The organism is Microbacterium sp. MYb54 (assembly GCF_002979515.1).
In the GTDB taxonomy this organism is placed as follows: Bacteria; Actinomycetota; Actinomycetes; order Actinomycetales; family Microbacteriaceae; genus Microbacterium.
Genome location: NZ_PCPA01000025.1, coordinates 22,113 through 47,667, shown reverse-complemented (window position 1 = coordinate 47,667; position 25,555 = coordinate 22,113). Strand labels below are relative to the sequence as shown.

At 67.5% G+C, this 25,555-nt stretch carries 25 protein-coding genes and 1 tRNA gene; 14 read left to right on the top strand and 12 right to left on the bottom strand.

Annotated elements, in window-relative coordinates:
* Window positions 1–204: 204 nt before the first annotated feature.
* The gene (locus CQ040_RS18270; protein ID WP_146113950.1) at window positions 205–1,269 is read left to right on the top strand and encodes a hypothetical protein; all 1,065 of its coding nucleotides are present in this window, start codon (window positions 205–207) and stop codon (window positions 1,267–1,269) included.
* A gap of 33 nt (window positions 1,270–1,302) precedes the next feature.
* Here the strand turns inward: CQ040_RS18270 and CQ040_RS18265 are convergent, their stop codons facing one another.
* Together CQ040_RS18265 and CQ040_RS18260 are read right to left on the bottom strand one after the other, a co-directional pair.
* Window positions 1,303–1,878, bottom strand: coding sequence for a hypothetical protein (locus CQ040_RS18265; RefSeq protein WP_105528209.1), 576 nt, complete (start codon window positions 1,876–1,878; stop codon window positions 1,303–1,305).
* A 129-nt stretch (window positions 1,879–2,007) separates the two neighbouring features.
* Complete coding sequence (locus CQ040_RS18260) at window positions 2,008–2,304, bottom strand: hypothetical protein (protein WP_028502653.1); 297 nt, start codon at window positions 2,302–2,304, stop codon at window positions 2,008–2,010.
* Window positions 2,305–2,417: 113 nt separating this feature from the next.
* Here CQ040_RS18260 and CQ040_RS18255 point away from each other — a divergent pair, with 113 nt between their 5' ends.
* The 10 genes from CQ040_RS18255 (at window position 2,418) to CQ040_RS18210 (ending at window position 12,074) form a co-directional block, all read left to right on the top strand.
* Window positions 2,418–2,816 carry a hypothetical protein gene (locus CQ040_RS18255; RefSeq protein ID WP_146113951.1) on the top strand — a complete coding sequence of 133 codons (399 nt, stop codon included), beginning with the start codon at window positions 2,418–2,420 and terminating at the stop codon, window positions 2,814–2,816.
* Window positions 2,813–3,178 carry a DoxX family protein gene (locus tag CQ040_RS18250; RefSeq protein WP_105528211.1) on the top strand — a complete coding sequence of 122 codons (366 nt, stop codon included), beginning with the start codon at window positions 2,813–2,815 and terminating at the stop codon, window positions 3,176–3,178. The genes CQ040_RS18255 and CQ040_RS18250 overlap by 4 nt, the downstream gene beginning before the upstream one ends.
* A gap of 269 nt (window positions 3,179–3,447) precedes the next feature.
* On the top strand, window positions 3,448–4,878 hold the full coding sequence (locus tag CQ040_RS18245; RefSeq protein ID WP_105528212.1) for an MFS transporter: 1,431 nt from the start codon (window positions 3,448–3,450) through the stop codon (window positions 4,876–4,878).
* A gap of 31 nt (window positions 4,879–4,909) precedes the next feature.
* Window positions 4,910–5,407, top strand: a complete 498-nt coding sequence (locus CQ040_RS18240) for a universal stress protein (protein WP_105528213.1) — start codon at window positions 4,910–4,912, stop codon at window positions 5,405–5,407.
* Window positions 5,408–5,609: 202 nt separating this feature from the next.
* Window positions 5,610–5,822, top strand: coding sequence for a heavy-metal-associated domain-containing protein (locus CQ040_RS18235; protein ID WP_105528214.1), 213 nt, complete (start codon window positions 5,610–5,612; stop codon window positions 5,820–5,822).
* Entirely contained in the window at window positions 5,819–6,778 is a 960-nt protein-coding gene (locus CQ040_RS18230; RefSeq protein ID WP_105528215.1) for a heavy metal-binding domain-containing protein, read from the top strand. Before CQ040_RS18235 ends, CQ040_RS18230 begins: the two co-directional genes overlap by 4 nt.
* A gap of 70 nt (window positions 6,779–6,848) precedes the next feature.
* Window positions 6,849–9,116 (top strand): cation-translocating P-type ATPase, encoded by a 2,268-nt coding sequence (locus CQ040_RS18225; RefSeq protein WP_105528216.1) that lies wholly within the window; start codon window positions 6,849–6,851, stop codon window positions 9,114–9,116.
* A gap of 55 nt (window positions 9,117–9,171) precedes the next feature.
* Window positions 9,172–9,447 (top strand): YHS domain-containing protein, encoded by a 276-nt coding sequence (locus CQ040_RS18220; RefSeq protein ID WP_105528217.1) that lies wholly within the window; start codon window positions 9,172–9,174, stop codon window positions 9,445–9,447.
* Between the two features lie 124 nt (window positions 9,448–9,571).
* Window positions 9,572–11,731: a heavy metal translocating P-type ATPase gene (locus CQ040_RS18215; protein WP_105528218.1), complete on the top strand. Its 2,160-nt coding sequence runs from the start codon at window positions 9,572–9,574 to the stop codon at window positions 11,729–11,731.
* A 16-nt stretch (window positions 11,732–11,747) separates the two neighbouring features.
* Window positions 11,748–12,074: a metal-sensitive transcriptional regulator gene (locus tag CQ040_RS18210; protein ID WP_105528219.1), complete on the top strand. Its 327-nt coding sequence runs from the start codon at window positions 11,748–11,750 to the stop codon at window positions 12,072–12,074.
* A 37-nt stretch (window positions 12,075–12,111) separates the two neighbouring features.
* Here CQ040_RS18210 and CQ040_RS18205 read toward each other — a convergent pair whose 3' ends face one another.
* Complete coding sequence (locus tag CQ040_RS18205; RefSeq protein WP_105528220.1) at window positions 12,112–12,729, bottom strand: hypothetical protein; 618 nt, start codon at window positions 12,727–12,729, stop codon at window positions 12,112–12,114.
* Window positions 12,730–12,892: 163 nt separating this feature from the next.
* Here CQ040_RS18205 and CQ040_RS18200 point away from each other — a divergent pair, with 163 nt between their 5' ends.
* Entirely contained in the window at window positions 12,893–13,297 is a 405-nt protein-coding gene (locus CQ040_RS18200) for a hypothetical protein (RefSeq protein WP_105528221.1), read from the top strand.
* Between the two features lie 58 nt (window positions 13,298–13,355).
* Here the strand turns inward: CQ040_RS18200 and CQ040_RS18195 are convergent, their stop codons facing one another.
* A complete protein-coding gene (locus CQ040_RS18195; protein ID WP_105528245.1) occupies window positions 13,356–14,393 on the bottom strand; it encodes a methionine synthase in 1,038 nt (345 codons plus the stop codon).
* Window positions 14,394–14,413: 20 nt separating this feature from the next.
* Window positions 14,414–15,415 (bottom strand): DUF1852 domain-containing protein, encoded by a 1,002-nt coding sequence (locus CQ040_RS18190; RefSeq protein ID WP_105528222.1) that lies wholly within the window; start codon window positions 15,413–15,415, stop codon window positions 14,414–14,416.
* Window positions 15,416–15,538: 123 nt separating this feature from the next.
* Here CQ040_RS18190 and CQ040_RS18185 point away from each other — a divergent pair, with 123 nt between their 5' ends.
* Window positions 15,539–16,480, top strand: coding sequence for a LysR family transcriptional regulator (locus CQ040_RS18185; protein ID WP_105528223.1), 942 nt, complete (start codon window positions 15,539–15,541; stop codon window positions 16,478–16,480).
* Window positions 16,481–16,503: 23 nt separating this feature from the next.
* On the opposite strand, the gene CQ040_RS18180 is transcribed toward CQ040_RS18185, so the two are convergent.
* From CQ040_RS18180 to CQ040_RS18165, 4 genes are all read right to left on the bottom strand, one after another.
* Window positions 16,504–17,238, bottom strand: a complete 735-nt coding sequence (locus CQ040_RS18180; RefSeq protein WP_105528224.1) for a hypothetical protein — start codon at window positions 17,236–17,238, stop codon at window positions 16,504–16,506.
* A 52-nt stretch (window positions 17,239–17,290) separates the two neighbouring features.
* Window positions 17,291–18,592, bottom strand: a complete 1,302-nt coding sequence (locus CQ040_RS18175; RefSeq protein ID WP_181157010.1) for an FRG domain-containing protein — start codon at window positions 18,590–18,592, stop codon at window positions 17,291–17,293.
* 460 nt (window positions 18,593–19,052) lie between these two features.
* Window positions 19,053–19,143: transfer RNA gene (locus CQ040_RS18170), tRNA-Ser, on the bottom strand.
* Between the two features lie 51 nt (window positions 19,144–19,194).
* On the bottom strand, window positions 19,195–20,241 hold the full coding sequence (locus tag CQ040_RS18165) for a hypothetical protein (RefSeq protein ID WP_105528226.1): 1,047 nt from the start codon (window positions 20,239–20,241) through the stop codon (window positions 19,195–19,197).
* Window positions 20,242–20,373: 132 nt separating this feature from the next.
* On the opposite strand from CQ040_RS18165, the gene CQ040_RS18160 reads away from it, so the two are divergent.
* Window positions 20,374–21,150 (top strand): hypothetical protein, encoded by a 777-nt coding sequence (locus CQ040_RS18160; protein ID WP_105528246.1) that lies wholly within the window; start codon window positions 20,374–20,376, stop codon window positions 21,148–21,150.
* A gap of 19 nt (window positions 21,151–21,169) precedes the next feature.
* Here CQ040_RS18160 and cydC read toward each other — a convergent pair whose 3' ends face one another.
* Genes cydC through cydB form a run of 3 tightly spaced genes read right to left on the bottom strand, consistent with a single transcriptional unit; the run spans window position 21,170 to window position 25,550 of the window.
* On the bottom strand, window positions 21,170–22,861 hold the full coding sequence (cydC, locus tag CQ040_RS18155) for a thiol reductant ABC exporter subunit CydC (RefSeq protein WP_105528227.1): 1,692 nt from the start codon (window positions 22,859–22,861) through the stop codon (window positions 21,170–21,172).
* Entirely contained in the window at window positions 22,858–24,525 is a 1,668-nt protein-coding gene (cydD, locus tag CQ040_RS18150; protein ID WP_105528228.1) for a thiol reductant ABC exporter subunit CydD, read from the bottom strand. The genes cydC and cydD overlap by 4 nt, the downstream gene beginning before the upstream one ends.
* Window positions 24,522–25,550, bottom strand: a complete 1,029-nt coding sequence (gene cydB / locus CQ040_RS18145) for a cytochrome d ubiquinol oxidase subunit II (protein WP_105528229.1) — start codon at window positions 25,548–25,550, stop codon at window positions 24,522–24,524. The genes cydD and cydB overlap by 4 nt, the downstream gene beginning before the upstream one ends.
* Window positions 25,551–25,555 lie beyond the last annotated feature (5 nt).

The window sequence follows — 25,555 nt, the reverse complement described above, 5'->3', positions numbered from 1 at the left end:
CGCGATCCCCAGCCGACTCTCGGCTCCCCGGGTCTGTGCGACTCGCCGAGTGCACGGCTTGCCGCCGAATGCACCGGATGCCTGCGTCGACAAGCCGTGCGCTCGCGGACAAGCCGTGCACTCGGCGAGTCGCACAGACCCGGGGAGCCGAGAGTCGGCTGGGGATCGCGCGGCTCGAGCCCTGGCGCCGCCTAGGCTTCAGACGTGACTCCGGCCCCACGCTCCCCTCGACGCACAGTCACATGGGTCGCGGGCGGGGTGTTCGCATTCGCCACGGCCGTCGTGTTCTGGGTGGTCACGGTGTCGTCCGCATCGTCGGGGACCGCATCCGTCCTCATCGGCCCACTGGACGAGCGCAGTCTGCTGACGCTGTCCGTGTTCCTCGCGTTCGCCGCCCTCTGCGTCGGACTGTGGAGCGTCGAAGCGCCACGATGGATGCTGCCGCTGAAGGTCATCGGCATCGTCCTCGCCTCGTGCGCCGGAGCCCTCGCGGCCCTCGCCTCGGTCCTGACCGTCGAGGTGAACGTGACGCCCGTGCTGCACGGTGGATGCGACACCGGATACGTGGTCGTCGAGCGCGCATTCCTGATGGGGTCGAGCGGCACGGTGTACCGGCAGGATGGCGCGTTCATCGTCACCCAGGTCGCGATGACGTCGGGTGACAACGCCTACCAGCCGTTCTCGATGGGCGGCTATGCCGTGACCGAGGAGCAGGGAACGCTGACCATCGACTATGCGGTCAACCGCCCCGTCGCGAGCATGGGGGTGACCGCCGGCTCGGGGACGTCGGTCTCGCTGCCCGTTCTCGACAGTCGGACGCCGCAGTGCGGGCTGCGGCCAGGAGCCGACCCCTTTGCGGATCCGATCCCGACGCGCCCTTCCGCTGAGCCGGCGACGGCGCCGGCGGTCGAGAGCGACATGCGGGAGATCATCGGCGCGTCCTTCGCGGCCGCCTCGGGAACGGTCGTCGATGCCTCGGGCGCACCGCTGGACGCCTCCACACTGTCGATGATCTCGACGCCGTGCACGGAGGGCGCCGGCACACGGCGCGAGGTGCAGATCGGGTTCCGCACCGACGACAACACCCGATCTGTCGAGCGGATCCTCGCGGTGTGGGACCAGGCCGGCTACGAGAAGGACAGGGCGATGCACGAGGACATCCGCTACAGCGAGACCCTCCCCATCGCCCGGTTGGGCATCAAAGACACCTCGAGCATCGACGGCCTGATCCACCTCACGTCGGCCTCGGTCTGCGTTCCCGCCGGGTAGCGAGCGTCACCATGCTTGCGGCCGCGGAGGCGCTCAGCCCTGTCCCGGTTTGCCCCAGGTCTCGCCGGGGGCGAGCGAAGCACACGTCGCGGACGCGCTGAGGGCCGCGACCTCTGCCCTGATCGCGATGCCCGGATCCATCTTCGCGACCGTGTAGACGATGCCCTGCTGCGACTCGTCTGCCGGGATGTAGCCGACGAGCACGCCGTCGAGGTTCGCGTCTTCCGACTGCGGCTCGGTCCCGGTCGTGATGACGAGGTCGGCGGGCGGGTTCTCCTGCAACCAGTTCGCGGCTTCGGCGACGGTCGAGTCTGCGAGGGTCCAGTACCCCTTGAGCTCGGCGACCGGCGTGCACGGCCACCCCTGATACGAGTTGAACGAGGCGGGGCTGTCAGCAACGCGCACGGCCCCCGGAGGCACGACGGCCGCATCCAACCACGCCTGGGCCTGCTGCGCGGCGGCGTCCAGCTCCTGTGACTCCGCGGTCGGCGATGCGGTGGCCTCGCTGTTCGGAGCGGTGGATCCACCGCCGGCAACCGCTGCCGATGTGCAGCCTGTCAGGAGCAGAAGTGCAGTAAGGCCGAGGACCAGAGCGGAGCGCCGTTGCATGCCCCAACTATAGGGAGCACCCGCCGGAGCCGACCTCAGGCGAGCGGGCGCCGTGCACGCCTCAGGGCCATGAGCATGACGCCGGCGAAAGCGAACGCGGATCGGCCGAGAGAACGACGGATGGCGGACCTATCCGAGCTGATCGAGGACGAGTTCTCCGCGGGCGTTGAGGTTCTCCATCATGTGCTCGATCCGCTTCGTGTCGATCTCCGGCATCTTCGAGCCTTCGTACGCGAAGATCAGCGGAATCGCCGGGTGCATCCAGATCGTGAGACGGCCGGCAGGATTCTTCACCTCCGGCAGCCACGTCATCATGAAGCTCTCGTGGCGGCGCAGCTTCGTCCCGATCACGATCTTTAGGTGCGCCAACGTCGCATCATCGACCTCGATCGGAGGTCGTGAGCTGTTGTACTCGAGAGTTCCCATGGACTGAGGCTACTCGCCTCCGCGCGCTGCACCCCCTGTCGACGCCGGGTATCGATTCGAAGTCGAAGTGCGCCGCACCGTCTTCAGACGCGGTATCAATGAGCATGTCGTCGATGAGGAGCCGCCGCACCGCTAGCGCCGTCGCCCTGTCGTTCGCCGCGCTGGTCGTGACGGGCTGCGCGGGGCAGTCGTCCGGGGCGTGCGTCGCTGTGGAGGCGACCGCGTCGCCGACGTCCACCACGGCGGATCAGACCGTCACGGTCAGCGGACGGTACTGGGGCCCCTGCAACGACACCAACCACTCGTTCGATGAGCCGTGGCCGCTGGTCTCCGTCGAATGGCGGGGGCCTGACGGCACCGTCTCGCTGGGCGACATCGCGATCGTCGACCGCGCTTTCAGTGGCCAGGTCGACATTCCTGCCTCCGCCGACCCTGGAGACGCGGTGCTCTGGATCGGCGCTCACGAGTATGAGGTGGAGATCCCGATGACCGTGGCCGAGGACACCCGATGAACATCGCCGTCTGGATCGTTTCCGGTCTACTCGCCCTCCTCTACCTGTTCACGGGCGGCGCGAAGATACTCCGCTCGAAGGCGGAGTTGGCGCAGACGATGAGCTGGACCCGCTCGGCGTCGCCCGCGATCATCAAGGCCGTCGGCACACTCGAGATCCTGGGAGCGATCGGGCTGATCCTGCCGTGGCTCACCGGCATCGCCCCGATCCTGACGCCGATCGCCGCCATAGGACTCGTACTCCTTCAGGCCGTCGCGATCGTGATCCACATCCGCATCCGCGAAGCGAAGTCCGTACCGTTCAACGCCACTCTCCTGTTGCTCGCGGCTTTCGTCGCGGTCTTCCGTTTCATGGCCTCGTAGGCGTCAAGGTCCGAACCATCCGGGATCGCGGCTGACGCTGTGCCCACGGCGGCGTGCCCCCGTCTCACCCTTCCCGCGAGTCGCGTGAGGAGATCCCGAGATCCGGCGCGAACGCCCCTTCTTCGAGGCGTTCCTCGACCGTCGCGACGAACCGCGCGGCGTCGGCGCCATCGATGATGCGTTGATCACACCCGAGCACCCCTACCCCCCATGGGTATAGGCTACACCGCGACCGGGTCGTCCGGCACAGCTTCACAGGAGGAAAGAACATGTCCACACCCCCACCCATGTCACGAGCGAAGCGGTGGCTCGGGCTCGTCCTGATCGCCACCGCACAGTTCGTGGTCATCATGGACACCTCGATCATCGGCGTCGCCCTCCCCGACATCCAGCGCGCCCTCGGCTTCACCCCCGAGTCCCTGTCCTGGGTCTTCAATGCCTACGTCGTGGCCTTCGGTGGCCTGCTCCTGCTGGGAGGCCGCCTGTCCGATGCCTTCGGTGCGCGGAAGATCTTCGTGCTCGGCTGGCTCGTCCTGATCGCCGGGTCGATCATGGCCGGGGCTGCCGGCAACGTCGGGGTCGAGATCGCCGGTCGCGCCATCCAGGGCGCCGGGTCCGCGATGATCGCCCCCGCCGCACTCACCCTGCTGATGATGCTGTTCGGAGGCACATCCGATCTCCCCAAGGCCTTCGCCGTCTACGGGGCCGCCGCACCGATCGGCGGCACGGCCGGCGTCTTCCTCGGCGGAGTCCTGACCGAGTACGTGAGCTGGCCGTGGGTCTTCTACGTCACGGTGCCGATCGCGCTCTTCGTGCTCGCCTTCACCGCGACCGCACTCCCCCGCACCGTCCGCAAGGCGACGGGCTCCATCGACATCGGCGGAGCCATCACGGTGACGGTGGGACTGGCCGCGGTCGTCTACGCGGTCGTCAACGCCCCCGAGGTCGGCTGGCTCACCTGGTCAACCCTGGGCATGCTGGCCGCGGGCATCGTGCTGCTGGTGATCTTCTTCGTCATCCAGGCGCGCAGCCGCAACCCGCTGCTGCGCCTGAGCCTGCTCCGCGCGCCGCTCCTGGGTGCCGCGAACGCGGCACAGCTGATGCTCGGAGCGGCCTGGGTGTCGATGTGGTTCTTCCTGAACCTGTACCTGCAGCAGGTGCTCGGCGCGAGTGCGTTCGCCGCCGGCGCCGCACTCCTTCCGATGACCGGCTTGGTCGTGATCGTCATGATCGCCCTGGCACCGCGTCTGCAGGAGCGATTCGGCGCGAAGTCCCTGATCGTCAGCGGCCTCCTGCTGCTCGCGGCCGGACTAGCGTGGCTCGCCTTCGTCCGCCCTGACGGCAACTACGCGGTCGATGTCCTGCCCGCGTCCCTGCTGGCCGCGCTCGGCATGTCGCTCGCGTTCGTGCCGTCGCTCGGCACCGCCATCAATGCGGCACCGCCCGCAGAGACCGGCGTCGCGTCCGGACTGGTCAGCACCAGTTACCAGATCGGCTCTGCGCTCGGACTCGCAGTACTCACCGCGATCGTCTACGGCATCGCCGGCACAGACGCCTCCCCGGTGGAGCTCACCCAGGGGTACTCCGCCGCATTCATCGGCGCAGCGATCCTCGCTCTCCTCGGGGCGATCATCACCGCGATCACCATGACGAAGCCACGGGCCTCGGCCCTGCAACCCGACAACGCCATGTCGGTCTAGCGACCACGCCATCGATACGAAGGAACCACTGATGCCCTCTCCGAAACTGCTCATCGCCTACGACGGCTCCCCCAACGCGCAGAGCGCGATGCACACCGTCGCCGGCCTCTTCCCCGGCGCGACCGCGGTGCTGTTCTACGCCCGCCAACCGCTGGAAGGCTTCGCCGCACACCTCCAAGGCCATCCGGCGCTGGAGAAGCTGCAGGGCCTCGATGCCGCCGCGCTCGACGTGTCGGAGAAGATCGCCGCCGACGGCGCGCAGCTCGCCCGAGATCTGGGACTGCAGGCCGAGCCGCTCATCTCGTCGACGATGGCCACCGCCTCGGAGGCCATCGTCGACGCCGCCGAGGAATTGAACGTCGATCTGATCATCCTCGGCTCCCGGGGTCTGCGTGGATTCAAGGCGACGCTGCTGGGGAGCACGTCGGCGAATGTGCTCCATCACGCCACGCGCCCGACCCTCGTCATTCCGTCGGATGACGTGGCGGGGGCGCGCCGGAGCCTCCGGACGGCGACACCCTCCGAGTAAGAAGCACCCACGGCGCTCTCGTCGGATCCGTCGCGCAGAGATGTGCGTCGGATCCGACGACGGGCGCCCTCGGCTCAGCCCGCCGACGGTTCGACTCGAGCCAGACAGGCCGAAATTCGGTTCGCGGAATACCCCTTATGGGTATACCGTTGAGGAAGATGAGATACCCAGTACGGGTACACCCTAACGAGATGGAGACGTGATGACCACGAACGAGTACCAGGTGACCGGCATGACGTGCGGACACTGCGAGATGTCGATCCGCGAAGAAGTCGCCGAGATCCCCGGCGTCGGCGAGATCCAGGTGAGCGCGCAAACCGGCAAGCTCGTCGTCACGAGCTCCGGCGCCGTGGACGACGCACAGGTTCTGGCCGCCGTCACGGAGGCCGGGTATTCGGCGGTGCGGACGGTATGAACGCCGGCACGCGGCTCACCCTCTACGGACTCGGCCTGGTGGTGGCGTTCGGCGGGGCCTTCGGTCTCGCGAGCGCCGTCATCCCCACGAGCATTGTCGACGACTGGACGAAAGGCACGGAAATGGACAGCCACAACGGCGGTCACGACACCGGTGCGACGACGACGGACGAATCCGCGACCGTCGCGGCGGACACCCTGAAGGGGCTCGCGCTCGGCCTGGAAGGCTACGTCCTGTCGCCGGTCGAGGCGCCCGCAGGAGTGGGCATCGCCGGAGAGCTGACCTTCCGGATCCAGGACGCCGAGGGCACCCCGGTCACGGAGTATGCGACCGCGCACGACAAAGACCTGCACCTCATCGTGGTGCGATCGGACGGGAGCCAGTTCCGCCACGTCCACCCGACGCTGGATGCGAGCACGGGCACCTGGTCGCTGCCGTGGGAATGGACGGAAGCCGGGACCTATCGCGTCTTCGCGGACTTCACGCCCGCCGGCGCCGATGCCCCCTCGCTCACTCTCACCCGCACCGTCCAGGTGGCGGGCGCGTTCGCCCCGGTGACACCGGAGCCGACACAGATCGCACAGGTCGATGGCTTCACGGTCTCGCTCGACGGCGACCTGACGGCGGGATCGGCGGAGGATCTCACGCTCACCGTGACGAAGGACGGCACACCGGTCACCGCCCTGGAGCCCTACCTGGGGGCGTTCGGTCATCTCGTCGCCCTGCGTGACGGCGACCTCGCATACCTGCACGTGCATGCCATGGGGGACGAGCCCGAGGCGGGCGAGACCTCCGGTCCGGAGATCGAGTTCGCCGCCGAGGCGCCGACCGCCGGCCGGTACTTCCTGTACCTGGACTTCCAGGTGGACGGCCAGGTGCACACCGCCGAATTCGTGGTCGACGCCGCTCACGGCCAGGCCGCGGCCGACGGCGGCGCGCACGACGACGGTCACTGACCGTCGGACCTCGCCTCCGCTGCGGCCGCTCGCTGCAGTCCTCAGCCACAGTCAAGAGAAGGAAAAGCACATGAGTACATCAGCACCTCCGAGCGCGGGGTCAGGCGTCGAGCTGGAGATCGGCGGAATGACCTGCGCTTCCTGCGCGATGCGCATCGAGAAGAAGCTGAACAAGCTCGAGGGCGTCGTGGCGACCGTCAACTACGCGACCGAGAAGGCGAAGGTCACGGTCCCGGACGGTTACGACACGGCGGTGCTGATCGCCGAGGTGGAGAAGACCGGATACTCCGCGGCCCTGCCAGCGCCGAAGGGGAAGAAGAAGGATGCAGGGGCGGACGGAGACGTCGGCGACGCCGACCCCGAGCTGCTCTCCCTGCGCAACCGGCTGATCGGCGCGATCGTGCTGACGGTGCCCGTGATCGCCATGGCGATGATCCCCGCGCTGCAGTTCACCTACTGGCAGTGGGCCTCGCTCGCCCTGGCCGCCCCCGTGATCATCTGGGCCGCCTGGCCGTTCCACAAGGCCGCGTGGACGAACCTCAAGCACGGAACCGCCACGATGGACACGCTCATCTCGATGGGCACCTCGGCCGCGTTCCTGTGGTCGCTGTACGCGCTGTTCTTCGGCACGGCGGGCACACCGGGCATGACGCATCCCTTCGAGTTCGCGCTGGCTCCCTCCGATGGAGCGGCGAACATCTACCTCGAGGTGGGCGCCGGTGTGACGATGTTCATCCTGGCCGGACGCTACTTCGAGAAGCGGTCGAAGAAGCAGGCAGGCGCGGCCCTGCGCGCGCTCCTCGAACTCGGCGCGAAAGAGGTCGCCGTGCTGCGCGGTGGCGTGGAGACGAAGATCCCGGTCGAAGACCTCCGGGTGGGCGACGAGTTCATCGTGCGGCCAGGGGAGAAGATCGCGACCGACGGTGTCGTCGTCTCCGGGACGTCGGCCGTGGACGCCTCCATGCTCACCGGCGAAGCCGTACCGGTCGAGGTCGCCGAGGGCGACACCGTCACCGGCGCCACGACGAACGTCGGCGGTCGACTCGTGGTCCGCGCGACCCGGATCGGCGCTGACACGCAGCTGGCGCAGATGGCGCAGCTCGTCGAGGACGCGCAGACCGGGAAGGCCGAGGTCCAGCGCCTCGCCGACAGGATCTCCGGGGTGTTCGTGCCGATCGTGATCGTGATCGCATTCGTCGCCCTCGGCGGCTGGCTGGGCGCAGGATTCCCGGTGACCGCGGCCTTCACGGCGGCGGTGGCGGTGCTCGTGATCGCCTGCCCGTGCGCGCTGGGGCTGGCCACACCGACGGCACTGCTGGTCGGCACCGGGCGCGGAGCGCAGATGGGCGTGCTCATCAAGGGCCCGGAAGTTCTGGAATCCACCCGCAAGGTCGACACCGTCGTGCTGGACAAGACCGGCACGGTCACCAGCGGCAAGATGACCCTCGTCGACGTCGTCGTGGAGGCCGACACCGACCGCGCGACACTGCTGCGACTGGCCGGGGCGTTGGAGGATGCCTCGGAGCACCCGATCGCACAGGCGATCGCCAAGGGCGCGACCCAGGAGATCGGAGCACTGCCGACGCCGGAGGACTTCGCGAACATCGAAGGCAAGGGTGTGCAGGGCGTCGTCGAGGGCCATGCCGTTCTCGTCGGCCGCGAATCGCTCCTCGCCGAGTGGTCGCAGAAGCTGAGCCGGGAACTCGCGTCGACGAAGGCCCGCGCCGAGGGCGAGGGCAAGACCGTCGTCGCGGTGGGCTGGGACGGACGCGCACGAGGCATCCTGGTGGTCGCGGATACCGTCAAGCCGAGCAGCGCCGAAGCGATCGCGCAGTTCAAGGCGATCGGGTTGACCCCCATCCTGCTCACCGGTGACAACGAGGCCGTGGCACGGCAGATCGCCGCAGAGGTGGGCATCGAAGAGGTCATCGCCGAAGTCCTCCCGAAGGACAAGGTCGATGTGGTCACCCGGCTGCAGCGCGAGGGGAAGATCGTGGCGATGATCGGCGACGGCGTCAACGACGCCCCCGCCCTCGCCCAGGCCGACCTCGGGCTCGCGATGGGAACGGGCGCGGACGTCGCGATCGAGGCATCCGACATCACGCTCGTGCGGGGCGACCTGCGCAGCGCCGTCGATGCGATCCGACTCTCGCGCAAGACGCTCGGAACCATCAAGACCAACCTGTTCTGGGCCTTCGCCTACAACGTCGCAGCGATCCCCGTCGCAGCGCTCGGCATGCTCAACCCCATGCTCGCCGGCGCGGCGATGGCGCTGTCCAGCGTCTTCGTCGTCGGCAACAGCCTGCGCCTGCGCGGGTTCAAGAGCGTCGCCAAGTGACGACGCACGCACCATCTCCCACCACCAGGAGAGAACGAGAAAGGAATCATCCCGCATGACGAACGACACCGAGGTGACCGCCAGCTGTTGCAGCACCAGCGCAGTGAACCCTGCTGCGGCAGGAAACGGGCGCGCGAATCTGCTCGCCGGCAGCGCCGGGGATGACCTCACCACCTGCCCGGTGATGGTCGGCAGCCCCGTGAGCAAGAAGGCCTCGGAGGCTGCGGGACTCTTCCGGGACCACGAGGGCGAGCGCTACTACTTCTGCTGCGCCGGATGCGGGCCCGCCTTCGACTCCGATCCCGCCAAGTACGCCGCCAACATGGCGTGACACCGAGGTGGGGTTCGCGGCGCTCGACTCCCGCTGCGAACCCCACCGTCCACCCCTGACTTGCATACCCTATTGGGGTATAGGGTAGGGGTGAGCTCGCAGACAGCCCGTGGAAGGAACACTCATGACCGATCCGCACGCGCACCACGACGCGCCGGCACACCCCGCCGGCGCCGACAGCCACCACGACCAGGATGCCCACGGCGGTCACGAGCACCACTCCGGGCACGAGGGTCACTCCGGGCACGAGGATCACGAGGATCGCTCCGGTCACGAGGACCACTCCGGGCACGGGGGTCATGAGGGCCACGGCGATCACGTCGGACAGTTCCGGCGCCTGTTCTGGATCAACCTCGTCATCGCCGTGCCGGTGGTCGCGTTCTCGCCGATGTTCGCGATGATCCTCGGGTACGAGGTGCCTGCCTGGGCGACGTTCATCGCGCCGGTGTTGGGCACCGTCATGTATGTCTGGGGCGGATGGCCGTTCCTCACCGGTGCCGTCAGTGAGCTCAAGACGCGCAGACCGGGGATGATGCTCCTCATCGGTCTCGCGATCACCGTGGCCTTCTTCGCGTCGTGGGGCGCGACACTCGGGCTGCTCCACCACGAGCTCGAGTTCTGGTGGGAGCTCGCGCTCCTCATCGTCATCATGCTGCTCGGCCACTGGATCGAGATGCGTTCGCTCGCACAGACGACCTCGGCGCTCGACTCGCTCGCCGCCCTGTTGCCCGATGAAGCCGAGCGGGTCGAGGGCGACCAGATCGTCAAGGTCTCCCCCGCCGATCTGGTCGTCGGCGATGTCGTCGTGGTGCGCCCGGGCGGGAGCGTCCCCGCCGACGGCCGCATCATCGACGGCACCGCCGCGATGGACGAGTCGATGGTGACCGGCGAATCGCGTCCGGTCACGCGAGCCACGGGCGACACCGTCACCGCGGGCACGGTCGCCACCGACTCCGGACTCCGGGTCGAGATCACCGCGACCGGCGACGACACCGCCCTCGCCGGCATCCAGCGCCTCGTGACCGAAGCGCAGAACTCCTCGTCCCGTGCGCAGCGGATCGCCGACCGCGCCGCCGCACTCCTCTTCTGGTTCGCGCTGCTCTCCGCCGCGCTCACCGCTGTGGTGTGGACGCTGGTGGGGAATCCGGATGCCGCCGTCGTGCGCAGCATCACCGTGCTGGTCATCGCCTGCCCCCATGCACTCGGTCTCGCGATCCCGCTGGTGGTGTCGATCGCCACGGAGCGGGCAGCGCGCGGTGGCGTGCTGATCAAGGACCGACTCGCATTGGAGAGCATGCGCACGGTCGACGCGGTCCTGTTCGACAAGACCGGCACGCTGACGAAGGGCGCCCCGACGATCACGGCGATCGAGCCGACCGGCGACGTGGATGCCGAGCGCCTGCTCGTCCTCGCCGCCTCCGCGGAGGCGGACAGCGAGCACCCACTGGCTCGTGCCATCGTGCGCGCGGCACAGGAACGAGGCCTCACGCTCGCGAAGGCCTCTGGATTCACCTCGTCTCCGGCAGTGGGCGTCACGGCGACCGTCGACGGCAGAGAGGTCCGCGTCGGCGGTCCGAAGCTCCTCGACGAGATCGGCGGGCGCGAGATCGCTGCCGCTGAGGAGTGGCGCGAAGAAGGCGCCATCATCCTCCACGTCGTCCTCGACGGCGAGGTGGCCGGCGGGCTCCGACTCGCCGACGAGGTGCGTCCCGAGTCCCGGCAGGCCGTCGACGCCCTCCACCGTCTGGGCGTCGAGGTCGTCATGATCACGGGCGATGCTCAAGCCGTCGCCGAGTCGGTGGCTGCCGAACTCGGCATCGACCGGGTCTTCGCCGGCGTGCGCCCCGAGGACAAGTCCGCGAAGGTCGCCGAGCTGCAGGCCGAAGGCAAGAAGGTGGCGATGGTCGGCGACGGCGTGAACGACGCGCCCGCCCTCGCACAGGCCGACGTGGGAATCGCCATCGGTGCCGGAACCGATGTCGCCATCGCCTCGGCCGGCGTGATCCTCGCGAGCTCCGACCCGCGTTCGGTGATCTCCGTGATCGAGCTGTCCCGCGCCGCCTACCGCAAGATGAAGCAGAACCTGTGGTGGGCGGCCGGCTACAACCTGATCTCGGTCCCGCTCGCCGCCGGCGTCCTGGCCCCGATCGGATTCATCCTGCCGATGTCGGTCGGCGCTATCCTGATGTCGCTGTCGACCATCGTCGTCGCACTGAACGCACAGCTGCTGCGCCGCATCGACCTCACACCAGACGCGAGCACGCGCGCCGTCCTCGGCCGCTGAGAGGGCCGACCACGAGATGAAGGACCTGGACATGACCCCCGAGGCGACGACCGAAGAGCACACGCACGGCTACATCACCGACAAGAGCAAGTACCTGAATCGGATGCGCCGCATCGAAGGTCAGGCGCGTGGGATCACGAAGATGGTCGACGAGGAGAAGTACTGCATCGACATCCTCACGCAGATCAGCGCGTTGACCAGTGCGCTCCAGGCTGTGGCCGTCGGCCTCCTCGACGACCACCTCAAGCACTGCGTCGTCGACGCCGCGCGGATGAGCAGTGCCGATGCGGACGCGAAGATCAAGGAAGCCACCGACGCGATCTCGCGCCTCGTGCGCTCCTGAGCCGACTCTCCGACGGGGCGAACGGGGTCGCCTCGGGTCACTCGGCTTCGTCGCGGGGGCGTTCGACAGTCGGGACAGCGTCCACGTCGGTGTCCTTCGGCAACGTGCCGTTCTGTCGAGCGATGTCGGCGGCGAGCACCGCGATGACGTTGGGGGCGCCGTTGACGGTCGCCTCCCACTGCGATGCGAACTGCGAGTTCCCGATCAGGCGGCCTGTGTTGACATGGATGCGCACGAGGACCTTTTCGACGTCCTCGACCGAGATCGTCGGCGCAGCCACGAGGTGCGCGTCGAGTCGCTCCCGCAGGGCTTCGATTGCAGGACCACCCCACTCGTGCTCTTCGATGTGCCGGAGGAGCAGCGCCGGGTCGAACGAGGTCGGGTCGTAGCGGAACGAGCGACGTGTGGCGTTGTTCTCCTTGATGAGGGCGGAGAAGCCGACACCAATCCGGTCCTTGTAGTCCTGACCCTCCACATTCACCTCGCCGGTGCTGCGAGCGCGCGACGCGCTCTTGCCGACGTAGACGGTGTGAGCTTGGCTGTCATCCGTGGCATAGACGTAGAGGTTCTCCGTCTCCGGGGTCGCCTCGTGGAGGAAGATTCCGGCGCCGGCGGCGATCTTGACGAGCTGGTCGGCGTTCATGAGCTTCACCATGTGATGCGGTCTCCTGATGTGGTGGGGCGTGGCGGCTCCACCGTAGCGGCAACGATGAGACCCACGAAGTTTTGGGCAATGTGGAACCGGGACCGCCGCGTGGAGGAATACATAATGTGAACAACGACAGCAGAGATGTGAGTGGAGCCCGAAGGATGCGCAGATGAACGTCTTGTTCGGATATGCGGGGCTCGCGGCCGCGATCGCGCTCGGTATCGCCGTCGCCATCGGCATGTGGCTCCGGCCGAAACCTGCGCCCGAATACTGGAGCAGCCTCTTCGTCTGGTGCCTCCAGCTGCTGGCGTCGATGGCGGCCGTGTTCTGGGTCGGCTTCCTAGGTATCTCGACCCCGCATTGCTCGCCGAACTGCGAGTGGGATCTCCTGGGTTTCAACTTCCAGGGTTTCATGATCGCTACCGCGCTGATCCAACTCATAAGCATCGTGTTGATCATCGCGCTGCGTCGGCGCACCACGGTCTGGAGAATCCCTCTCGCAGGCACAGCTCTCGTCGTCGCCTTGTGCGTGGTGTCATCCGTCATCGCTTACAAGGCGATGCTGTTCTTCTGACGACGGGTGGGCCACGGATGCCTGGCGCAATCTTCGGTCGCCCGAGCTCCGCAGAAAGTCAGACTGTTGCCGCGGCCAGCTCCTCGCGGAGGAGCGCGGCGCCCGCGCTGAGCGCGTGCAGCTTGCCGCGTGCGACGTCACGTGCCAACGGCGCCAGGCCGCAGTTCGTGCTCGGGATGAGCTTGTCAGCGTCGACGAAACGAAGCGCGTTGCGGAGGGTGTCGGCGACCTCCTCCGGGGTCTCGATCACGTCGCTGGCGACGTCGATCGCTCCGAGCATGACCTTCTTGCCTCGAATGAGCTCGACGAGGTCCAGCGGGACGTGCGAGTGGTGGCTCTCCAGCGAGATGGTGTCGATGCTCGACTGCTGCAGCAGCGGGAAAGACTTCTCGTACTGCCGCCACTCCGACCCGAGAGTGGCCTTCCAGTCGGTGTTCGCCTTGATCCCGTACCCATAACAGATGTGCACCACGGTCTCCGCGCGCAATCCTTCGGCCGCCCTCTCGAGCACCGCCACGCCCCAGTCCTGCACGTCGTCGAAGAACACGTTGAATGCCGGCTCGTCGAACTGGATGATGTCCACCCCGGCCGCCTCGAGCTCCTTCGCCTCCTGATTGAGGATCGTCGCGAACTCCCAGGCCAGCTTCTCGCGGCTCTTGTAGTGACGGTCGTAGAGCGTGTCGATCATCGTCATCGGACCGGGCAGGGCCCACTTGATCGGCTGATCCGTCTGCTGGCGGAGGAACTTCGCGTCTTCGACGAACACGGGCTTCTCGCGGCTCACGGCGCCGACGACAGTCGGCACGCTGGCGTCGTACCGGTCGCGAATCCGGACGGTCTCGCGCTGGTCGAAATCGACGCCGGAGAGATGCTCGATGAACGTCGTGACGAAGTGCTGGCGAGTCTGCTCGCCGTCGCTGATGATGTCGAGGCCCGCCTGACGCTGCTCCTCGACGGTGAGACGCAGCGCATCCTGGGTGCCCTCGACCAGGTCATCACCCTCCAGTTTCCACGGAGCCCAGAGGGTCTCGGGCGAAGCCAGCCAGGACGGCTTGGGCAGGCTGCCGACGATCGACGTGGGAAGAAGGGTGTTCATGATCGGCGATCTTCCGTTCGTCATCCGACGGAGACCAGGGAGGCGGCGGAGCCGGCGGCCCACTGCTCGAGCAGCTCGCCGTGCGGCTTCATGAGGTGCTCGTCTGCATACTTCCCCTGTTCGGCCGCGAGCCGACTGCGCTCGTCGCGGTCGTAGGCGATCTTCGTCACCGAGTAATCCTGTTCCTCGAGGCTCGGCTGGTAGACGCTCGCAGCGGCCGCGTTCGCGTTGTAGATCTCCGGTCGGTAGATCTTCTGGAACGTCTCCATCGTGCTGATCGTGCCGATGAGCTGGAGGTTCGTGTAGTCGCTGAGCAGATCGCCACGGAAGTAGAACGCCAGCGGGGCGACACTGCCGCGTGGCATGAAGTACCGGACCGAGAGCCCCATCTTGCCGAAGTACTCGTCGGTCAGCGAGGGATCCTTCTGCTCGTACTCGACACCGAGGATCGGGTGGTGGTTCTCGGTGCGACGGTACGTCTTGCTCGTCGAGACGCTGATACAGATCACGGGCGACACGGTGAAGCGCTCCCGATAGGTCTCCGAGTCGAGGAAGTGCTGGAAGAGCTTGCCGTGCAGGTCGCCGAAGTCAGCCGGAACGGTGAACCGGCCCGCTGCTTCCGCGGCAGCAGGCAGCCGCACGCTGAAGTCGAAATCGCGCACGTAGGACGAGAAGTTGTTCCCCACGATCCCGTGACTGCGCTTTCCGGTGAGACGATCGACGATCTGGATGTCCAGGACCTCGAGCAGCGGGAACTCCTGGTCCTCGCCTTCTGCGGCGAACTGCACCGCGACCGAGACGATCTCGAGTTCGACGGTGTAGCGATCCCCGTTCGGGTTGTCCCAGCGCGCCAGATCGTTGAACCGACGGTCGATCATCGTCAGGGCGTTGCGGAGATTCTGCTGACGGTGCTCGCCCCGCGCCAGGTTGGCGAAGTTGGTGGTGATCCGGGAGTTTTCCGACGGCGAGTAGTCCTCGTCGAAGCGGGTCGTCGTGATGCGGAACGTGAAGTCGTGTGCCATGAGGTGCCAATCGGTGAGCTGATCGGCCGGGCTCGGCCTCGCGAAGGGGATACCTCCATGGTGCGGTGCGAACGGCCCTATCGAGTAATGCGCCGCGACTATGCCATGACATAGTCTGAGGCTATGGCCAAGCGCTCGAGCGGCATCACCCTGCAGCAGCTCACCTACTACATCGAGGTCGCCGCGGAAGGATCGATCAGTGCCGCCGCCGATCTGCTCTACGTCGCCCAGCCCACGATGTCGGCGGCGATGAAAGACCTCGAGAGCCGGGTCGGGCGCGTGCTCCTCCTCCGTTCCGCTCGCGGCGTGACCCTCACCACCGACGGTGTGGAGTTCCTCGGGTACGCCAGGCAGGTCGTCGAGCAGGTGGCACTCCTCGAACAGCGATACCTCGGCCGACCGCCCTCGCGACGCCTGCTCGGGGTGTCGACGCAGCACTACTCATTCGCTGTCGACGCACTGGTGCGGATGGTGAAGGCGACCTCGGCCGAGCAGTATGAGTTCTCCCTTCGTGAGACGCGCACGTGGGACATCATCGAAGACGTCCGCACCCTCCGCAGCGAGCTCGGCATCCTCTACCGGAACGACTTCAACGGGAACGTCATCGACAAGCTGCTCCGCGACTCCGGGCTCGCGTTCCACCCGCTCTTCGTCGCGGAACCGCACATCTTCATCTCCCGCAAGAACCCCCTCGCCACTCGAGATCGCGTGACCCTCGCCGATCTCGCCGATGTGCCCAGACTCACCTTCGACCAGGGCGCGAACAACTCCTTCTACTTCGCCGAGGAGATCCTCTCCACCCTCTCGACTTCGCGCGACATCCGCGTCTCCGACCGCGCGACCATCTTCAACCTGATGATCGGACTCGACGGCTACACCATCTCGACAGGCATCATCAGCGATGACCTCGATCCCGAGATCGTCGCCATCCCGCTCGACGTCGACGAGCGCATCGAGATCGGCTGGATCGGTCACGCGGCGATCCCGCTCACCGAGCAGGCGCAGCGCTACCTCGCCGAACTGCGCACTGTCGTCTCGGGTTTCGGGGTGGAACTGCTCGGCTGATGTCGCTCACACCGACCATCAGATCATTCCAACGCATCCACCCAGTCGCGAGGACTCGCGCACTCACCGCCCTCGTGGGTATAGACCAGGAAAGTCAGGACGGCGATCGCATCCTTCTCGTCCTGAGTGAAGACGCCGGACTCATCCGGCACGAAGCCGTCTTCCTGCTCGCGGCGGAGCTCTCGGTTGAGGCCGAAGACCAGGGCGACGAGGCTCATCGCACACCAGTGCGCGGCGGACGCGGCGCCGCGATACATTCCGGCCGCTTCGCCGCCCTCGAGCGTCAAGTAGATGAACTGCGCGTCAGAAGCCAGACTCAACTGTGGCAAGTCGTTGTCCCACCACTTCCAGCCGTAATACGCGTCGATCTGCCAGACACCCTCGGGCTTGATGCCCTGGGCATTGGCCTTTCCGCCGACGACCCGGTACGCGGGGTCCTTCACGGCATCATGAACCGCTGTCGCCCGCTCGTCGCCAAGGCGTGGCGGGGTGTTCTGCACTGTGACCAGAGTGGTCGCCTGCGCGGCCGCATGCAGCTTCGTCTCGATGACGACCAGGATCTCCGAGGTGCCCTCCTCGAGGAGCACGACGTCCGGGCCGAACCCGTTGAACGACACGTTGTCCAGCACCTTCGCGCCGATGCGCTGCGGGAACCCGAGCAGCTGAGCCGCACAGCGAGTGAGCTTAGGCCTGAATGGAAGGAACAGGCCCGCCAGCGAGCGGTTGATCAAATTCTCATGCGACACGGCCATGACCATCGGTAACTCCTTCTTCAGTACAAGCCTCGCGGGGCGGAGCCGGGGGACGAAGTCATGTGACGATCGAGTAGAGGGCGCGGGCCAGCTCCGCTCCGACGACGCTTTCCGGCAATCTCTCGAGGAGTTCCTGGGCGATTCGGGTGACTGGCTCGTCGGTCGGGGGACGGAACAGTTCGGTTGTGGCGGGGAGCGCCAAGGCGTTGCGAACGCTCCCGGGAAAGTAGATGGCCGCTTCGAGGCGCGTCGCAGCGCGGTTCGCCCGCCACCCCCACGAACCGGAGCTCACCCACCCCCGTTGCAGTGCGGGGCGCGAACTCGGCGAATCGACGACGTCGATCGCGCGTGCGTCGAACTCGCCGACTCGGAACAGGTAGAGCACACTCACGTTGTCCTCGTCGACGGGAGACGCAACGAAGTCGTTTTCGGTGGCGGCGTCGAGTCGAGTCAGTGCGAACCACAGCGCAACCTTCACGTCTTCCGTGAGGTCGAGCGCGTCGGTCGCGAGTCCGTAGTGCTGTGCGAAGGCAACCTTCTGCCTGTCCCCGAGAATCGAGCGCCAGGTCGCCTGCTGCACTGCGGGAGAAACTGACGCGAGTTCGAGAACAGACGCGAAGGCCATCTGCGTTGCACTCGAAGGGGGGCGGCGGGAAGCGCTGGGCACCAAGGACGGTTCGATCACATCGTCACGGCCGTATAGCGCTTTCAACGTCGTCTTGTCACGCGGCAGCGTGTACTCGCGCGTTTGTCCGCGGAACAGGATCCTGTTGACCCCGGTTCCCTGCTTCGAAACGTGGCGAGCAATACTCGAGCACATTGCAAGGAGTTCGTCCGCCGAAGACGCATACAACCGAGGAATCTCGCGAAACGGGACAGACAGCACGCCGTACGGAGGGAGTGGCTCCATACGCCTTCGAGGCCGGTATGGGGCCTCGACCGCCTCCCAGAAGTCGTTGCTGAACACATGACCGTAGAAGCGGTCGGCGAGCCCGCCCGCCTCCCGTGCAGGAACCGACACGAACGCGCTCTGATTGACGAACGGGTCGGGATTGCGCTCCCAAGGTAGATCGTCGACAGAATCGACGGGCTCGAGGTCGAGGCCTTCGATCACCCTTTTAGCTGCCCCCTCGGCGGTCTCGAGCGCAGCGAAAGGGGCGATGGGCACTCCCCATGCGCGAAGGATGAAGAGCTCGATGGAGGTCGTCGCTTCATCCGGGAGCTTGTTCTCCCAGTAGGTCCGTGCACCCGCGTCCAGAGCACCCTGCCAGGTCGTGAATACGGCGCGGACGAACGTGGCGAACACGTTGAGCGGCTGGAATAGGAGGTCGACGAGGACATCCGGTCCGGTGATCGTCACCCATACGTCCGGGGGAAGACCATACGGCTCCGGGGATCCATCAAGGACATTCAATCGGAGCGCCGCAAGCGTCTTCGCGATCGCTTGAGCCTCTGCAGCCGGGATGGATGACGCGGCGAGTATCCACGTCAAGTGTTCAGCATCGAGCACCGCGCTTGCAAGCACTCGCCTGAGCTGTTCGGCCAAGGCGGCGCGGACTTCCGGCGGAGCGCCGGTCCCGACAGCGAGGCCCATCGCAGAAAGGACATTTGTCGCTGCCAGGTCCTCGCGCAGGCGCGAGGCTACGTCGAGAATCGCACCCGCACCGATGTTTCGTCTGAGCAGTGCGCGAATATGAGGCGTGGCATCGGTCACCATCGCATCATCTCATCGAGGCGGCCGAGCGTCGACAACCGCCGACGCTTCCTTTGAGACCCCACATCGGATACGGAAGAACCCCCTCACTCGGAGGGGGTTTCCATGGCGGTGACGGTGGGATTTGAACCCACGGTAGGGGGTTACCCTACACAACTTTTCGAGAGTTGCACCTTCGGCCGCTCGGACACGTCACCGCGGAATAGCTTACGCGACGCGGGGCCTGCACGCGAATCGAGAGCTGCTCGTCACCAGGCGGTGGCGACCTCGGCGTGCGTGCGCAGAATGCCCTCGGTCGATCCGGCGGGCGCACGGCCGATGCCGCACTCGGTCGCGACGCCGAACTCCGTCGCGAACGGAGCGGCGGCGGCGATGCGGCGAGCTGCCCCTTCCGCGCCGTCCTCCCGGTGCACGAGTCCCAGGTAGAGCTCGTCGACCGGGGTGAGGTCTGCGAGCGGGGCGAAGTACGCCTCGTCGTCGTGGTCGATCGGCACCGGCAGGTGCAGCCAGGTGAGCGGGCGGGCGGATGCCGCCACGACGGCGTTCGCGTAGCGCACGAGGTTCGTGGCATCCCTCGGCTCGAAGAAGTGCTTCTCCCCCGCGTCGCCGTAGCAGAGGTGCACGCCCACCTCGGCGTCAGCGGGCACCGCATCGACGAGCGCAGCCAGGCGCGCGACGAGACCGTCGAACGGGTCACCGGGCCACCACGCCTCCATGACCGCTCCGTAGCCGACCGCGCGCTCGATGATGCCCATCTCGCTGGCGACGTCCCACTGCACCGAGAGGTCTTCATGCGGGATGGCGGCCAGGATCTCGTCGAGGTCGCGCAGGATCGCAGCGGTGTAGACGGGCTCGATCTCGGCCCGATCATCGCCGTGGAAGAACGAGGAGATCACGGCGAGCGGCGTCGGCAGCGACACCTGGAACCGGATGCCGGCCGGAACAGCACCCTCTGCACGGAGACGCGTGAACACGGCGTACGACTCGATCGCGGCTGCGGCGTAGCCGAGCGGAGGCAGCTCGATGCTCGCGGCATCCACTCCTTGAGCGAGCCGCAGTCCTCTGGCGTCGATGCCGGCGGGGAACGGGATGGGCTCGTCGCCGACGCGCTCGATGCCCTCGGCCTGGCCGATCACGTCGGGCTGGAACATGATCCAGTGGAACCGCTTGCCCACCTCTCCGTCCGGGATGCGGCGGAGTCGGGGGCCGAGCAGATCCGCGGCGGTGCGGATCGTGGTCTCGGCGTCGTCGTAGTTCACGCTGCCCACGAGGAGGGCACCCTGCGGCTGAGTCATATCCCCAGAATATCGGCGCTCCCCACCGCCCTTTTCCCCGGTCGGCCCTCCGCCATGGGAGGCGCATCCCGGTTAGGATGGCCTAATAACCCGCCGCCTGTGGGGGCAGCGATGACGGGAAGGGTATTCATCATGGGCTTCATCACCTCCGAGGCACTGGCCGAGACGGGCTACGTCGTCCTCGACGATCACACCTCGCCCGCCGACCCCGCCGAGTGGCACGACCTGGAGTACGTCGGCTGGCGCTCCTCCGGCATCACGCGCTTCGCCCCGCTCACCAGCTACGCAGGCGACGTCGACTGCAACGGCTTCTGGAACCACACCCCGCCGCGCGCCGACAAGGACGGCATCTGGGTCGAGTCGCAGGTCGCCATCGCCCCCACGCTCCAGCGTCGGGCGCAAGAGCCGGGTGCCGGCATCGGACGCTGCCGCGTGATCGAGCTGCAGGCGAACGAATACGCCGACGCCATCTACAACCTGCATCAGGATGACAACAACCGCCTCAACGAAGAGGGCACCGGCTGGGTGGTCCGTGGGTTCTTCAACCTCTCCGACGACACCGAGTCGATGCTGATCCTGCGCGCCGACCGCTTCGACCCGGCGACCGAGATCCGCCTGCCGCTGCGCGCGGGCTCCCGCATCATCGTCGACACCCAGCGCTTCTGGCACGCGGTCTGGCACCGCGGCACGGCACCCCGCTACGCGCTCATCACCTCGTGGACCAGCGGCCCCGAGCTCGATGCGTACATCGCCGCGAACCACGGCGACCCGAACCCGCCGACGGTCGACCTCGACCCGCAGTTCGTCGACGCCGCACAGGTCGAGCTGCACCGCCGCATCGAAGAGCGCCGTCGCGCGTTCGAGGCGCAGGGCATCGTGATGGAACCGCCCGTCGACATGAACGTCTGAGGCGCGCGCGGCCTCGCCGTCAGATCGTGCGGCCGTCTTCGATGCGGACCACCCGGTCGACCGTGCCCGCGGGCGGCGCGAGGTGCGAGATCAGCAGCACCGACTGCTCGCCTGCGGCCTGCAGCAGATCGCGCAGCAGGGCATCGGATGCCTCAGGGTCAACCCCGGCGGTCGGCTCATCCAGCACCAATACCGGGAAGCCCCTCAGCAGTGCGCGGGCGAGCGAGATCCGCTGTGCCTGCCCACCCGACACCAGCGCACCCCGGTCGCCGACCCTCGCGTCGAGGCCACCGCGCTCGGTGACCCAGGCGCCGAGGCCGACCCTGTCGAGCACTTCCTGCAGCTCGGCGTCCGTCGCAGTGTCGCGTGCGAAGAGCAGGTTCTGGCGGATGTCTTCGTCGAACAGCTGAGGACTCTGCTCACACAGCCCGATCACGCGGCGCAGTGCGGGGCCCGAAAGCTCCGCGGCATCACGCCCGTCGACCAGGTACTCGCCCTCCACCCGCAGGAAGCCGACAAGGGCCGCGGCGAGTGAGCTCTTGCCCGCCCCACTCGGTCCCGCGACCAGCACCCTCTCACCAGGGCGGAGGTCGAGGTCGATCCCCTTCAGAGCGGGCGCACCACCCGGCCAGTTCGCCCGCACGCCGCGCATCCGCACGGCCGGGGTGCCCTCGATCTCGATGTCGTCTCCGGCGTCGGAGCGCAGCTCGTCCGGCATCCGCTCCGGCAGCACGTCGACGATGCGCTCGGCACTGGAGCGCACACTCCGCCACGATGCCGCAGCGATCGGCACCGCTCCGAAGATCTCGAACACCACCATCGGCACGAGCACGGCCACGGCCAGCCAGGGGCCGTCGATCGTGCCGTCTGCGAGTCCGGGAGCCGCAGCAGCGAGGGCCCAGACCGAGGCAGCCCCGGCGACCGCGGAGACCACGCCTGCGGCGACGGCCTGCGCGAACGAGGCGCGGTCGACCACCCGTCGCAGCGCGGCATCCGCCGTACCGATCCGTGCGCGCGCCTGCTCTTCCGCCCCGTAGGCGAGGAGCACGTCGAGGCTGCCGAAGTAGTCGACGAGGGCCGCAGAGAGCTCGGCGCGACGTGCCGACACCAACGCCTCGGCACGTGAGCCGAACACCCAGCCGAGACCGATCGCCGCGGCCGCGGCGACCAGCAGACACACGGCGAGCGCGAGCGCGGCGGGAGGGGAGACGAAGGCGATGAAGCCGATGGAACCGACCGCGACGAGCGCTGCGACCCCGAGCGGCTGCACCACCCGCAGCGGCAGGTTCTGCAGGTTCTCGACATCGTCCACGAGGGCTGTGAGCACCTGCCCGCGGTCGGTCGAGCCGAGGCCGGCCGGAGACAGCGGGATCAGCCGCCGCACGATGTCGGCGCGGGTCGAGGCGAGCTGACGCAGTGCCGCGTCGTGGCCGCTCAGACGTTCGAGGTAGCGGGTGACCGCGCGTGACACCGCGAAGAAGCGCACCCCCACGACGGCGATCGACAGCGGCACGAGCGAGTCGACGATCGAAGCGCTCACGATCAGCCAGCCGCTGACCGCCAGCAGGCTCACTGCGGCGCCGGCGGACAGCATCCCCCAGACGAGTCCTGGCACGAATCGGCCGACCGGCGGCTGCGCGAGCCGCAGGATGCCACGGACCCGGTGCCCGCGCGGGTGCGCGGCCTCGGACGCGTCTCGGCGTGCGGTCATGCGCTCACCCCCAGCGTCACGATCTGATCGGCGATCTCCCGTGCGGTCCGACGGTGCGAGACGAGGAGGATCGTCGCTCCGGCATCCGCCTTCTCCCGCAGCGACCGCCACAGCCGATCCTCGGTCTCGCCGTCGAGGGCGCTGGAGGGCTCGTCGAGCGCGAGCACGCGGTCGGAAGCGGATGCCTGGCGATACAGGGCTCGAGCGACCGCCACACGCTGTGCTTGCCCGCCCGACAGTCCTGCTCCCTGCACACCGAGTTCGAGCGTGGGGTCGATGGCCTCGGCGCAGGCGTCGTCGAGTGCGGTGCGCACCCGGCCGGTATCCGGCTCCGGGTCACCGAGGGTGACGTTCGCCGCCACGGTCCCCCGCGTGAGGCCCGGTGCCTGCCCTGCCCAGGCGAGCCACGCCGACGGCGCGAGCCCCCGCAGGTCCGTCCCGGCGTACGAGGCCGTGCCCTCGAACTCGACCGCGCCTCGAAGCGCCGCGAGCAGTGACGACTTCCCCGACCCGCTCGGCCCTTCGATGACGGTGATCGTTCCCGGCGCTGCGGCGAAAGACACGGGCGGCAGATCGCGCACCCGCAGCTCTTCGACGATCAGCTCTCCGCCGTTCTCCGTCCGCAACTCAGGAGGAACGTGCTCCGCAGTGCGCCGAACCGGGTCACCGGGACCGGAGGACGACGGCTGCCCTGAATTGTGAACAGCGGGCGCACCTTCCCCTGCCGCGTCGAGCACCGCGAACACATCCTCGGTCGCGGCCACCCCCTCGGAGGCCGCGTGGAACTGCACCCCCACCTGGCGGATCGGCAGGAACGCCTCGGGGGCGAGCAGCAGCACGAACAGCCCCACTTCGAGCGTCAGGTCACCCGAGAGCAGCCGAAAGCCGACCGATACTGCGATCAGTGCGACCGCGATCGAGGCCAGCAGTTCCATCGCGAACCCGGACAGGAACGAGAACCGCAGCACCTTCATGGTCTCGCGGCGGTATTCCTCTGCGGTGACCTCGATGCGGTCGGCCGCGCGGCGGTCGCGCCCGAACAGTCGCAGCGTCGACAGTCCCTGCACCGTGTCTGCGAATCGGGCGGCGAGGCGCTGCAGCGTCTGCCACTGCCGCGTCTGCACCGTGCGCGTCGCCATGCCGATCAGGATCAGGAACAGCGGGATCAGCGGCAGGGTGATGACCGCGGTCAGCCCACTCGGCCAGTCCTGCCACCACATCACCGCGACCAGCACCGGAGTCGCGATCACGGTCAGCACAAGCTGCGGGATGTACCGCGCGAAGTACGCGTCGAGCGCTTCGAGCCCGTGGCCCGCGGTGACGGCGAGTGCGGTCTGGTTCCGCTGTGCCAGCCATCCGGGCCCCAGCTTCCCGACCGCCTTCACGAGCGCCGAGCGCAGCTGCATCCCGGTCTTCGCCGCCGCCCGCGTCCCCGCGGCATCCGACGCTGCGATCAGCAGCCCGCGCAGCAGCGCCGCGACCAGCAGCCAGATCAGGGAGGAGGTGACATCGCGACCCGCGATCGCGCCGGTGATCGCATCGGTCAGCAACCACGCGAAGGCGATCGTGACCGCGGTCTGGATGACGCCGATCACCGCGGATGCCGCGAGGAAGCCCCTCGCGGCACCCGCGTAGCGCAGCAGTCTCGGGTCGACGGGTTTCACGCGTGCGCCGGAGCCCCCTCGATGGACTTGCGAGTGACACGCTTGCGGAAGACCCAGTACGTCCAGGCCTGGTACGCGATCACCAGCGGCATCGCGATCAAGGCGGTCCAGCTCATGATCTGCAGCGTGTACGGCGTGCTCGATGCGTTCGCGATCGTCAGGCTGAATGCCGGGTCGATCGTCGATGGCATCACGAACGGGAACAGGGCCGAGAACAGCATGACCACCGCGAACATCACCGTGAGCATGCCTGCGAAGAACGCCCAGCCGTCACGTCGGACCAACGAGAATCCGACCGCCGCGATCAGGCTGACCGCCGCGAGCGCGCCGGCGCCGATGACGAGCCAGAGCAGCGGAGCCTCACGGCCCATCGCGATCGCGATCGTCCAGATCACGGTTGCGGCCGCGACGAGGATGGTCGGGATGGCGGCCTTCTTCGCCAGCTTCCGTGCGTCCTCATGCACCTGCCCGTCGGTCTTGAGCGCGACGAACAGCACCCCGTGCAGGAAGAACAGCAGCAGCGTGGTGACGCCGACCAGCAGCGAGTACGGGTTCAGCAGCGCGAAGAAGCCGCCGACGTAGATGTGGTTCTCATCGATCGCCACGCCCTGCACGATGTTGCCGAAGGCGACGCCCCAGAGCAGAGCCGGCACGACCGAGCCGATCACGATCATCCGGTCGAAGCCCGCCTTCCACTTCACGCTGTCGCGCTGGTGGCGGTACTCGAACGAGACTCCGCGCAGGATCAGTGCGAGCAGGATCAGCAGCAGCGGCAGGTAGAAGCCGCTGAAGAGGGTGGCGTACCACTCGGGGAACGACGCGAACAGGCAGGCACCGGCCACGATGACCCAGGTCTCGTTGAGATCCCAGACCGGACCGATGGTGTTGATGACCTGGCGGCGCGAGACATCGTTCTTGCCGAGGAACGGCAGCGACATGCCGACGCCGAAGTCGAACCCGTCGAGCACGAAGTAGCCCACGAAGAAGAAGGCGACGATGAAGAACCAGAGTGTTGCGAGATCCATGATGC